Here is a 12274-nt window from a genome sequence, read left to right as displayed (position 1 = left end):
CTTACCTATTTTTTCTTAGCACTAACACGATAAATCGCGTTAGCAAAGTCGTCTGAGACCAATAAGCTGCCATCTGCAAGCTCTGCAAATGCAACTGGGCGACCAAATGTTTCTTCGTTTTGCATAAAGCCTGTGATGAACGGGGTGTACTTAGTAATACGACCTTGCTCAACATTCGCTAGCATCACTCTATAGCCTGATTTTTTACTGCGGTTCCAAGAGCCATGCTCAGCAACAAACAGCTGTTCTTTGTATTTCGCAGGGAACTGCTTGCCGTTATAAAAATGAATACCCAGTGGTGCAACATGAGCACCTAATGCAAGAGCTGGTGATTTGTAGTCGGCAATACTTTTACCTTTACCAAACTCAGGATCTAAAATTGCACCTGCGTGAACATAAGGGAAACCATAATGGGCGCCCTCTTCACCTTCACCAACACGGTTAATTTCACAAGGTGGCATATCATCACCCATCATGTCACGGCCATTGTCACTGAACCAAAATGCATTAGTTGTAGGGTGATAATCAAAACCAACTGAGTTACGAACTCCTTTGGCGATTGTTTTAATTTCTTTTGTATCCACATCTAACGAAAAGATACGACCGTACTTGTCGTCTTCAGCACAAATGTTACATGGCACACCCACAGGCACAATTAGCTCACCCGTTGGCGCAAAACTAATGAACTTCCAACCATGGTGACGATCAGTCGGAAACTTGTCGTAAACCACATCGAATTTTGGATCTTTTAGGTTTTTATCGATGTCTTTAAAGCGAATGATTCGTGACACTTCAGCCACATATAAGTCACCGTCTTTGATTGCTAAACCTGATGGCATTTCAAGACCTGTGGCAATAACCATTTTTCTATCAGCCACACCATCACTGTTGTGATCAATCAGAGCATAAACATTTCCTGCTTTACGGGAACCTGCGTAAACAATGCCTCTTTTTGAAACCGCTATTTGACGCGCATTTTCAACATCATCAGCAAACAGACTAATAGAAAAACCATCAGTAACTGTTAACTTATCAAGAATATCTTTTGCCATTACAGGCGCTGATAACAAGCTCAGCGATAATATTGAGGTCAGTATTTTTTTCATTTTTGTCTTGCCCTTTAATTCTTTGCTAGAAACTAGATTGCCACACACTTTATTAAACTTCAGCGCGGTTACCGTGATCTTCTAACCACTGACGGCGGTCTGACGAACGTTTCTTCGCAAGTAACATATCCATCATTTCCATAGTTTGCTCTTCTTCGTCCAAGGTTAATTGCACTAAACGACGTGTATTAGGATCCATGGTCGTTTCGCGTAATTGTAACGGATTCATTTCACCTAACCCTTTGAAGCGTTGAACATTGACTTTACCGCGTTTTTTCTCGGCTTCAATGCGCGCTAAAATACCGTTCTTTTCATCTTCATCAAGGGCGTAATAAACCTCTTTACCAATGTCGATACGAAATAGCGGAGGCATAGCTACGTACACGTGGCCTTGTTTTATTAGCGATGGAAAGTGACGAACAAACAGCGCACAAAGCAAGGTGGCAATGTGTAATCCATCCGAGTCAGCATCGGCCAAAATACAAATTTTGTTATAACGCAGACCAGATAAATCACTTGAGTCAGGGTCGATACCAAGGGCCACAGAAATATCATGCACCTCTTGTGATGCTAAAATTTGCCCTGACTCAACTTCCCACGTATTTAATATTTTACCGCGCAGCGGCATAATTGCTTGGAATTCACGGTCGCGCGCTTGTTTTGCTGAACCACCTGCAGAGTCACCCTCTACTAAAAACAGTTCAGTGCGGTCATTATCTTGAGCGCTACAATCAGTTAATTTACCGGGTAATGCAGGGCCTGAGGTAATGCGCTTACGCACGACTTTTTTAGCAGCACGTAAACGGCGCTGTGCATTTGAGATACATAGCTCAGCTAATAATTCAGCGGTTTCAGTATGTTCGTTTAACCATAAACTGAATGAGTCTTTCACCACACCCGAGACAAACGCAGCACATGAGCGAGATGATAACTTCTCTTTCGTTTGGCCTGCAAACTGCGGGTCTTGCATTTTAACCGACAATACGTAGCTACAACGCTCCCAGATATCATCTGGGGTAAGCTTTACGCCTCGTGGTAATAAGTTTCTGAATTCACAGAATTCACGCATCGCTTCAAGCAAGCCTTGACGCAAGCCATTGACATGCGTACCGCCTTGAGCGGTAGGAATTAAGTTAACATAACTCTCAGCGATCGATTCACCACCTTCTGGTAGCCACACAACAGCCCAGTCAGCGCCTTCTGTTGAGCTTGAAAACTCACCAATAAAAGGTTCTTTTGGTAATACTTCAAAGCCTTTAACTGCTTCAACTAGATAGTCTTTTAAGCCCGTTTCGTAATACCACTCTTGGCTTTCTTTAGTTTGCTTGTTGGTAAACTTAATGCGCAGGCCTGGGCATAATACCGCTTTGGCTTTTAATAAATGATTAAGCTTAGTAAGAGAGAAGTTAGCTGAGTCAAAATAGCTGGCATCAGGCCAAAAACGCACGGTTGTACCTGTGTTACGTTTGCCCACAGTGCCAATCACGTTTAAGTCTTCAACTTTATCGCCGTTTTCAAAGGCCATGCGAAATTGCTGTGCATCACGACGGACGGTAACTTCAACACGAGTCGATAGCGCATTCACAACCGAAATACCTACACCGTGTAAACCACCTGAAAACTGATAGTTTTTATTAGAGAACTTACCACCAGCGTGCAGCTTGGTAAAAATAAGTTCCACACCCGGAATACCCTCTTCTGGGTGTATATCAATTGGCATACCACGGCCATCATCGATAACCTCAAGCGAGTTATCTTCATGAAGGATGACATCTATTTTTGTTGCATGACCTGCCATTGCTTCATCGACACTGTTATCGATAACCTCTTGACCTAAGTGGTTAGGACGAACCGTATCGGTATACATACCTGGGCGGCGTTTTACGGGCTCTAACCCGTTTAAGACTTCAATTGCTTCGGCGTTATAATTTTGCTGACTCATAGTTTTTATATCTTTTATGCGCTTAGCTATGTTTTACGTGATTTTAAGAAAATCTACAATACTTGCAAAGGTTTGTTCGAAGCCGATAAAACTATGATCGCCTCCAAATTCAACGTGTTGCTTACACTGAGAATAATATTTAACCGCCTGCTGAAAAGGCAGTACTTCATCGCCCGTTTGCTGTAACAAATAAATCAATGAAGGGGTGTCTAATTGCGGCAAATATAAACTGCGCAATGCATCCATGTGACGAGTACCAAGTTCATAGTGACTATCTTGATACGGGTTATAATTTTCCCCTAAATAGTTATCGAGTAACTCAAATGGGCGAACCGCAGGATTAATTACCACCGCGGGTATCGAATAACGTTGCGACAAATAGGTCGCATAAAAACCGCCTAATGAACTACCTAGTAATACAGTATCATCATTTAACAGTTGTTCTAATTGTAAAATTGCATGTAACGGCTCATGAGTTAGTCGCGGCACCTGATAATCTACATCGAATTGCGCCATATGCTTACCAAAACGAACTGCTTTATAAGATTGCTCAGAGCTATTAAAACCGTGTATATAAATTACTCGTTTAGCCATACTACATCCGTGCTTAACAGTAAATTTTGTTGCCCATCAATGTTTAAGTTGATGAGTCGAAATGCAGGGCCTAAGTCCTCTTGCTGCCATGCCATGGTGTGCTTAGTAAATTGTATCGAACTGGCTGGTGTCGCAAACACGCTGAGATCACGGTAGTTTTGAGTGTACTCATGATGAACATGGCCATGGAACACGCCAATACACTGCTGACTGTTGACACAGGTATTTAAAAACTGCGGACCATTTTCTAACATATGCTTATCTAAGTAAGCCTGAATAGGTAGCGGATTATGATGACAAAACACTACGCTCGGGACTTGTCCTATCGCCTCGCTTAATTCATTTAAATGTGTTTGTGTTACCCAGCCTGCAGGGGTCGAACCTTTTGAGTTTACCAAAAGTAGTTGCCCACCTAAAAAGGTAATACGTTTACTACTTAGAATTTGTGAACTTGTAAGCGCTTCATATTCAAAAAGTTCATCATGATTACCCGGCAGCCAAAATACCGGACAATTGAGCGCTGCGTCTGCTATTAACTTAGCAAAAAGCTGATAAGACTCACTGCTGTGATCTTGTGTTAAATCACCACCAAACACCACACAATCCGCATTTTGCTCAGCAATAGCCTGTAAACAACGCGCAAAATATGCTGCCGTATTCACGCTAAAGTATTCACCACTAGTATCTTTTGATAGATGGCAGTCAGTGATATGAGCGACTTTTAGCGCTGTTTTATCAAAATGGTAGGCATTACTAAACCAAGCCATTGTTTACATCCCAATTTAAAACTGCTCGGCCATTTTCAACACAAGCAATCAGCCAGTCATACAAAAAGGCATTAAGCTGATATTTTTCATCTTTTTGATGCATGTTCGGGTTTGGATAAGCGTAAGAAGGCTTAATACGCTGATGAAAATCATGATGCACAATTTCGGCTACTTTCGCATCATGGTACATACGCACAGTTAAATACAAAGGCTTAACTGAGGCTAAATTACCCGCCTCTTGGCTAATAGAAATATCTGTGGTGTATTTTGCTGTATCGTCAACTTTAACAGCAAAGGTACTATGGCCTAATTGCACCTTTCGCTCCTGACCTACACGACGCTCATGTGGTAATAGTTTAAGCGCACGCACATAGTTATGCTCACACAAAGTTAAATACTTAGGTAAGCTTTGAATATAACGCTGCTGGGCACTGACATACGACAAAATAATCCCCTATGAGTTTTTCCAATCAGACAGTATACGTTGCTTATTCAGTGCTAACCACTGTAATGAGATAACTGTGGCAGCATTGTCTATTTCACCTTGCTCTAAACGTAACATAGCCTCATCGTATGACATTACATGAGTTTTGATATCTTCATCTTCATTATCTAAACCAAAAATTCCACCTTGATACCCAGCTAAGTCAGTGCGTGCTAAATATAAATACAAACGCTCAGTTGTACCACCTGGGCTTGAAAGGTAAGACATCATAAATTCTAGCTCATTAAGCTCAATGCCCGCTTCTTCAAATGCTTCTCGCTTAGCAACATCTTCGTAATCAGTACTGCCATCAGCCATGCCTGCAATACACTCAAGCAACCAAGGTGACTGCTTGGATGCTAACGCACCTATTCGGATTTGCTCGATTAATAAAACTTGGTCGGTCGTAGGGTCATAAGGAAGTACTGCAACAGCATGACCACGTTCTAATATTTCGCGTTTAACTTCTACCGATTTACCACCAGCAAACAATGCATGATGAAAGCGATAAGTATTAATTTTAAAGAAACCATCATAAACACGCTCAATCGGCTTTAACTCTATGTCATCATGGTTAAATTGTGAGATTGCTGATATTTTCATTCACTATTTCCTTTACGTTTTAAGTAAATGTTACGGCCAATTATATTCTGTTACACTTGGACATGCAGATTTACGTAATTTTTTTTTGGTTATTCATTAAAAAAGAGTACCATGGTGACAGTACAAAATTGTCTAAGGACTGAACGAACAATGAAAAAAACACTACTCGCTGCGCTGATCGGGTTTTCAAGCGCACTGACTGCAACAGCTAGTTATGCTGAAGACTTACTGCAAGTATACGAGATTGCTACGGCAAACGATCCTACCGTACTTAAAGCAAAAGCCCAAGCAGATGCGCAAGCCTATGAGAGCGATCGCGCGTTAAGTGCACTATTACCACAAATTGGTTTAAGCCTTGGTTACCAATCAACCAAATCAGATCTTTATGACGGTAATGATGCAACGGGTTATACCGGTTATGACTATGATCCTGATGAATTTAGCCGTAGTATCAGCTTAAACCAAACACTGTTTGATTTAGGCGCATGGAATTCACTTGGTATTGCAGATAAACAAGCACTACAAGCAAATGCTCAGTACGACTTTGCTCGCCAAGATTTAATCGTTCGTGTTGCTGAGGGTTACTTCAACGTACTAAGTGCAATCGATAACCTTGAGTTCGTACAAGCAGAAAAGCGCGCTATCGAGCGCCAATTGCAACAAACTAAAGAACGTTATGCGGTTGGTTTAACAGCGATTACTGATGTTCACGAAGCGCAAGCTCAGTACGATAACTCTGTTGCGCAAGAAATTGTTGCTAAGAATAGTGTTGAAACAGCTCGTGAGCAGCTTCGCGAAATCACAGGTAAATACCACGCTAAATTAGATATGTTGAATACCGAAACGTTTTCAACGGTTGCACCTAAAAAACAGTCAACTGACTACATCGAAATTGCAAAAGACAACAACTTAAATCTGCAAGTTTCAAAAGTCACGGTTGATATTGCTAAAGATCAAATCGATTTAGCAAAAGCGGGGCATTATCCGAAGCTAACATTAAATGCTTCATATGGTGACAGCCTAACTGACTTAAACAGTAACTCACATAAGCCACGTGAAGATAGTGCTAAAATTGGCGTAAACTTTAGCCTGCCTATCTACTCAGGTGGTGCAACTACCGCTGCAACTGAGCAAGCTCGTGCTTACTATGTCGCGGCAAGTGAAGACTTAGAAGCAAGCTTACGTGCAGTAACCCGCTCAGTTATCACATCATACAACCAAGTGGTATCTGACATCGCAACTTATAAAGCTCTACAACAAGCTGTTGTTTCTGCTGAAAGTGCGCTTAAAGCAACTGAAGCAGGCTTTGAAGTTGGTACACGTACTATCGTAGACGTACTGATCAGCACGCAAAACCTTTATAATGCAAAAAGTAATTTAGCAAACGTTCGTTACCGCTATGTTGTTTCAACACTTCGTTTGAAGCAAGCTGCTGGTACACTAACAAGCGAAGACCTTGCGGCAATTAACCAAGGTTTAAAAGAAATCTAGTAATTTCTTCTAATGAGTCCTTATTTAAAAGCCAGCCTCGTGCTGGCTTTTTTGTATTTTTAAAGACATACAGTTAAACTAGCTTTTTTATTTTCAGAGATTTTTTTGTGGTTAGTTCATCTCCTTTTAAGGCGTCTTTTTTAGGCCCTCGTTACTGGTTAACTTGGGTTGGCGTGTTCTTTTTATATCTTATCTCTTGGTTACCACATAAATTACAACTAGCGCTTGGAAAACTACTTGGTCGTTTAGTACACCGTTTTATGAAGCGCCGCCGTCATATTGCTGAAGTGAATATTCGTTTATGTTTTCCTGATATGCCAGAACATGAACAACGCGAATTAGTACTTAAAAATATGGAAAATACTGGTATTGCAATGATGGAAACCGGCATGGCTTGGTGGTGGCCCCAGTGGCGTATCAATAAAGTGTTTGGTTCAGTTAAAGGTCTTGAGCACTTTGAAAAGGCTCAGCAAGCAGGTAAAGGTGTGCTGTTACTTGTGCCACACTTTTTACACTTAGAAATGGCGAGCCGTATTATGGGTGTAAAACACCAAGGTATTGGCTTTTATCGCCCACACAATAACCCTTTGATGGAATATTTCACGACTAACGGTCGTCTTCGTTCAAACGAATACTTAATTGGCAAAAAAGATGTCAAAGGCTTATTAAAAGCACTTAAAAATAAAAAAGTTTGCTACTACTTGCCAGATCAAGATTACGGCCGTAAACGCTGTGAATTTGCCCCCTTTTATGCGGTAAAAGAAGCTGCAACAACAACGGGGACGCTGCTATTTTCAAGTAGCCGCAACTGCGAAACGGTGAGTTTAACTAGTCGTCGTGATGAAAATGGTCGCTACCACCTAGAAGTGTTACCTGCTCTTGAAAACTTCCCAAGTGGTGATGATCTTGTTGATGTTACTCATGTAAATCAACGTATGGAGCAAGCCATCGATTTAGCGCCAGAACAGTACATGTGGCTACATCGCCGCTTTAAAACCCGTCCAGACAAGAATGCCCCTTCTTATTACAAGTAGAGTGACATTTTGCTGTTTGTATGGTTTTATAAAGCTAATCAACAACAAGAGTATTAGAAATGTGGTTCTGGGTTAAGCATTTATCACTAGCATTTATTTTAATTGCTGCTGCTATTTACTTTTTATTCGGTAGTGGTCCAGTAATGGACATGAAAGATACTAAGAATGCTGCGGCACAAGGCTTATCGCGCTTTTATGCAGCACTACGTAACCAAGTAAATGACAAAAATAACGAACGAGATAAGTACGTTCTTAAATTGCCTACGCCAGAAACCAGCCTTGATGTAGCACTTTTTGAACGTGAAAAAGTAGTCGATCCTTCATCGCCAAACTGGACTGGAGAGATTCAACCACGTCGTTTTGAAAGTGGTAATACTCTAAAAGATGTACTCGCGGATTATGCCCGCCACGAAGATATCGTGCTGTACTGGTATTTAAGTAAAGACTATGTGGTAAAAGACCATTTTCGCGTTGATAGTAATTTTGTCTCAACACTTTACCAAGTTGGCCGCGCCATCAACGATGATTTCGAAAATGAGGTTTACACTTACTTCTGCTTTAAGCAAAGAGCAGCGGTAATAACCGAGCTGCCCTCTGCTTATGTGCGCGAAAACTGCCGTCGCTTAAAAAGCTAAAACACCTGCTGCCACGCCTGACTTACTAAGTCGATGTGCTGAGTTAACTCAGCACGTGGCGCACAACGCCCTTGCTGATTCAAACTCATCACATGATAGCGTGAACGATACGCAATATACGCAGCGATTAACTCTTGCTGCATTTGTTCACTGATACAATCCAAACGAGCTGCATCAGCTAAAATACGCACATTATCAGACCAAGTAGTTAGCTCAGGGTGCTGCATAGCATTATTCAACACCAAGTACTGAGTGATAAACTCAATATCTGTAATACCGCCCCTATCTTGTTTTAAGTCAAATAGCTCATCATTCCCTTTAGCAAGGTGAGCGCGCATTTTTTCACGCATCTCAACAACATCTGTTTTCAGCTTTTCATTATCGCGGGCTTGGCATAAAACGTCTTTGCGAATTTGTGCAAAACGCTCGCTCAATGAGGTTTGCCCATAAATCATTCGTGAGCGGACTAGTGCTTGATGCTCCCAAGTCCATGCTTGAGTTTGTTGATAGTGATAAAAGCTTTCTAGATTAATAGCCAGTAACCCAGACGCTCCTTCAGGCCTTAAGCGAGTATCAAGCTCATACAAAATGCCAGAAGCGGTGCGAGTATTGAATAAGTGCATTAAGCGCTGCGCCAGCTTTAAGTAGAACTGCCTAGAATCAATCGACTTATCACCATCAGTGTAACTGCTACCATCGTGGTTATGCACAAACACAAGATCAAGATCTGAATCGTAACCGACTTCAAAACCGCCCGTTTTGCCATACGCTATCACTGCAAAGCCTTTTTCTTGCTCTGAAGTATTCGCTGGCTGACCAAAGCGCTCAACACAGGCATGCCATGCTATATTTACAGCTTGCTCTACAATAGCCTCAGCAAGCGCAGTAAGGTGATCACTTACTTTCATTACACTAAGAACACCTGTTGCATCTGCTGCGGCAATACGTAATTGATGTGTTTGTTTAAACTGACGAAGTGCTTCCATTTGCAATTCTAAGTCACCATGCTCAATGCGTAAGAAATACTGTCTAATTTCATTTTTGTAAGCAGACAGAGGCGTCGGTTTATAGAGCACCTGAGGATCGATCAGCTCATCAAGTAAAATTGGGTAGCGAGAAATATGCTCACCTATCCATTTACTATGACAACAAAGTGAAACCAGCTGATTTAACGCACCGGGATTTTCGTATAGCAGCTCCAAGTAGGCGGTTCGTGAAATGATCTTATTCAGTACTTGGCAAATCATGGTAAAGGCATCACAGCTCGCTTTAGTTACAGTGAGTTGTTTAAGTAAAAGCGGCATTAATTTATCGAGGATATCACGACCTCGACTGCCAATTTTCGCCTTAGTTAATCGCGCTTTAAAATCTTCGAGCGCCGGTTGCCAATCAAGGTTCGGCTCACACATCAGGCTAACATCAGTCATTTCCCAAGCGCTAATATACTCACTTTCACAAGGATCCGCCGTTTCACTTTCAAAGCCAATCACTTGTTCGAATTCACTATGTACTTGGGACATGGTCTGCTCAATGCTAATTAAACACTGATTAAAATCTTCTTTGTTGAGCAAATAACATAAACGTTGTTGGTTTAGCTCGTCATCAGGCAAGGTTTGCGTTTGTTTATCATCGAAAATCTGTAGGTACTGCTCAATTTGACGTAAATCTAAATAGTTCTGTGTTAATAACTCAGCTTCTTTATTCGACATAACTTGGTTGTTTACGAGCTCTTTTAAAGCAACCAATAATGACTGAGTTTGTAAATTAGCTTCACGCCCTCCTCGCACCATTTGCAGAGCTTGCACTATAAACTCCACTTCTCGAATGCCGCCTGCACCCAATTTAATATTGTTTGTAAGGCGCTTTCGGCGTACCTCTTGAGCAATCATTTGCTTCATTTTACGTAACGATTCAATCACCGAGAAATCAATATAGCGACGATAAACGAACGGGCGAAGCAATTCATAAAACTCGTCCCAATAACGATTTTCTGAACCAATTAAACGCCCTTTTAGCATGGCATAACGTTCCCACTCACGCCCTTGCTCTTGGTAATAGTCTTCCATTGCATTAAAACTCATCACCAAAGGCCCACTTTCACCAAATGGGCGCAGACGCATATCGACCCGAAATACTTGGCCATTTACCGTAGTTTGGTTAAGCGCCATAATTAGTTTTTGCGCCACTTTAGTATAAAACACCTGGGCTTCAATGGAGCGGCGACCACCTTGTGTTGCAACATCGCGTGGATAAGAGAAAATTAAATCAATGTCAGATGAGTAGTTAAGTTCTCCTCCGCCAAGTTTCCCCATGCCTAAAACTAACATTGGCATTGCATTACCGTCATCATCAAGCGGCATGCCGCTGACTTTAGCTACTTGTGCAAATGCCCATTGATTAGCACTATCGATAAGCTGGTTTGCAAGCGCTGAGATATAAGCAATACTGTCAGCAATTGGGTTAGCACAACACAAATCAAGAAAAGCCACTTTCAACCAGTACTTTTCGCGATATAAGCGCAGCTTTGCCATCGCTGCGTTGTCGTCAAGTTCGCTAATTTCAGCACTGTTTAACGGAGCTTCAATCTTACGGTTAGTGAGTTCATTATCATCTAGTAACCAATCTTTTAGGTCTGGTTGAGACTGTAAGCAATTCCACGCAAAGTCACTTAAAGACAATAAGTTAATAATTTTCTCTTGCTCCGCTTGCCCTTTATACAGGCTCTCGAAGCGGGTTTGGCCTAACTGATGTAGTGACTCGGTAAGCGCGTGTAAATTACTCATTAAATACTCTCTTTTAACTTGCCAATAACCGTACTAGAATGATTATCAAAGAATTATTTAGCAGGGACCTGCATGTCATATTTATCACTATCTAACACTAGTTTAGTCGCGATTGCTATTAGTTTCGCTGTAATTTGCGTCACTATAGTACTGCTACGTATTCTAACGCAAATCAAAGCAAAACAAGCGCTTAAAGAAGAGCTTGCACAGCATGATAACTTTGCTATGGGGATCAGCTTTGCCAGTGAGATCATGGTTGTTATTGCTACCATTGCCTATATATTTGATGAAATTAGCTTAAGTGCAGCGCAGTCTAACCCGCTCAAGGTCCTATTACTTATTGTGCTGTTATTTAGCTTTATCAAAATAGGTCACTTAATTCACCGTAAATGGATTTTGCATCGCTTTAACGAAGAAGCGGCCATATTAAAACAAAATGTCTGTGCTGCTTTAGTCGACTCAGGCATGTTAATCGCAAACTGTATTATTGCTCTTGGTCTATATAACTGGTGCCATACCCAAGGCTATAGCAGCTTGCTGATCGCCACTGTAAGCTTTTTTGTGCTGCAAGGTATGTTTGCCCTTGATAGTAAAATCCGAGAGTATCGCTTTGCCAAAGCCAACCAAGGTGCATCGCTACAAAGTAATTTTAATCTTGAAAATACTTCTATTGGTATTCGCTATGCGGGTAAGTCTATTGGCCTAGCACTTGCGGGTTATGCTGGTCTTGCCAGTGCATCCTTTATTAGTGGTAAGATGGTAGAAAATTTATTCACTCTAGTATCTCATTGCGGTGCAATGTGGGTATTGTTGTATATTTTGAGCTATATTATTA

General features: G+C 41.4%; 11 protein-coding genes. 4 read left to right on the top strand and 7 right to left on the bottom strand.

All coding sequences use genetic code 11. The features are described from left to right. Nucleotides 1–5: 5 nt before the first annotated feature. From L1D46_RS04105 to L1D46_RS04080, 6 genes are read right to left on the bottom strand one after another with little or no spacing between them, the layout of a single operon-like run. Nucleotides 6–1106, bottom strand: a complete 1101-nt coding sequence (locus tag L1D46_RS04105) for a PQQ-dependent sugar dehydrogenase (protein WP_239976851.1) — start codon at nt 1104–1106, stop codon at nt 6–8. Between the two features lie 52 nt (nt 1107–1158). Further along, entirely contained in the window at nt 1159–3048 is a 1890-nt protein-coding gene (parE, locus tag L1D46_RS04100) for a DNA topoisomerase IV subunit B (RefSeq protein WP_130049625.1), read from the bottom strand. Between the two features lie 33 nt (nt 3049–3081). Further along, the gene (locus tag L1D46_RS04095; RefSeq protein WP_130049626.1) at nt 3082–3642 is read right to left on the bottom strand and encodes a YqiA/YcfP family alpha/beta fold hydrolase; all 561 of its coding nucleotides are present in this window, start codon (nt 3640–3642) and stop codon (nt 3082–3084) included. Continuing rightward, nucleotides 3627–4409: a metallophosphoesterase gene (locus L1D46_RS04090; RefSeq protein WP_239976850.1), complete on the bottom strand. Its 783-nt coding sequence runs from the start codon at nt 4407–4409 to the stop codon at nt 3627–3629. Before L1D46_RS04090 ends, L1D46_RS04095 begins: the two co-directional genes overlap by 16 nt. After that, the gene (locus L1D46_RS04085) at nt 4396–4854 is read right to left on the bottom strand and encodes a DUF1249 domain-containing protein (RefSeq protein WP_130049628.1); all 459 of its coding nucleotides are present in this window, start codon (nt 4852–4854) and stop codon (nt 4396–4398) included. Before L1D46_RS04085 ends, L1D46_RS04090 begins: the two co-directional genes overlap by 14 nt. A gap of 9 nt (nt 4855–4863) precedes the next feature. After that, a complete protein-coding gene (locus L1D46_RS04080) occupies nt 4864–5496 on the bottom strand; it encodes an NUDIX domain-containing protein (protein ID WP_130049629.1) in 633 nt (210 codons plus the stop codon). A gap of 150 nt (nt 5497–5646) precedes the next feature. On the opposite strand from L1D46_RS04080, the gene tolC reads away from it, so the two are divergent. From tolC to L1D46_RS04065, 3 genes are all read left to right on the top strand, one after another. After that, a complete protein-coding gene (gene tolC, locus L1D46_RS04075) occupies nt 5647–6987 on the top strand; it encodes an outer membrane channel protein TolC (RefSeq protein WP_130049630.1) in 1341 nt (446 codons plus the stop codon). A gap of 107 nt (nt 6988–7094) precedes the next feature. Continuing rightward, entirely contained in the window at nt 7095–8021 is a 927-nt protein-coding gene (gene lpxL, locus L1D46_RS04070; protein WP_130049631.1) for an LpxL/LpxP family Kdo(2)-lipid IV(A) lauroyl/palmitoleoyl acyltransferase, read from the top strand. A 59-nt stretch (nt 8022–8080) separates the two neighbouring features. Beyond that, nucleotides 8081–8656, top strand: coding sequence for a TcpQ domain-containing protein (locus L1D46_RS04065; RefSeq protein ID WP_130049632.1), 576 nt, complete (start codon nt 8081–8083; stop codon nt 8654–8656). Here L1D46_RS04065 and glnE read toward each other — a convergent pair. Beyond that, the gene (gene glnE, locus L1D46_RS04060; protein ID WP_178926616.1) at nt 8653–11439 is read right to left on the bottom strand and encodes a bifunctional [glutamate--ammonia ligase]-adenylyl-L-tyrosine phosphorylase/[glutamate--ammonia-ligase] adenylyltransferase; all 2787 of its coding nucleotides are present in this window, start codon (nt 11437–11439) and stop codon (nt 8653–8655) included. The genes L1D46_RS04065 and glnE overlap by 4 nt on opposite strands. A 72-nt stretch (nt 11440–11511) precedes the next feature. Here glnE and L1D46_RS04055 point away from each other — a divergent pair. Beyond that, the coding region (locus L1D46_RS04055; RefSeq protein ID WP_239976849.1) for a hypothetical protein at nt 11512–12274 on the top strand (763 nt) is incomplete at its 3' end.

The organism is Pseudoalteromonas sp. Isolate3, assembly GCF_022398505.1.
In the GTDB taxonomy this organism is placed as follows: Bacteria; Pseudomonadota; Gammaproteobacteria; order Enterobacterales; family Alteromonadaceae; genus Pseudoalteromonas; species Pseudoalteromonas apostichopi.
This window is presented reverse-complemented; position numbering and strand designations above follow the sequence as displayed.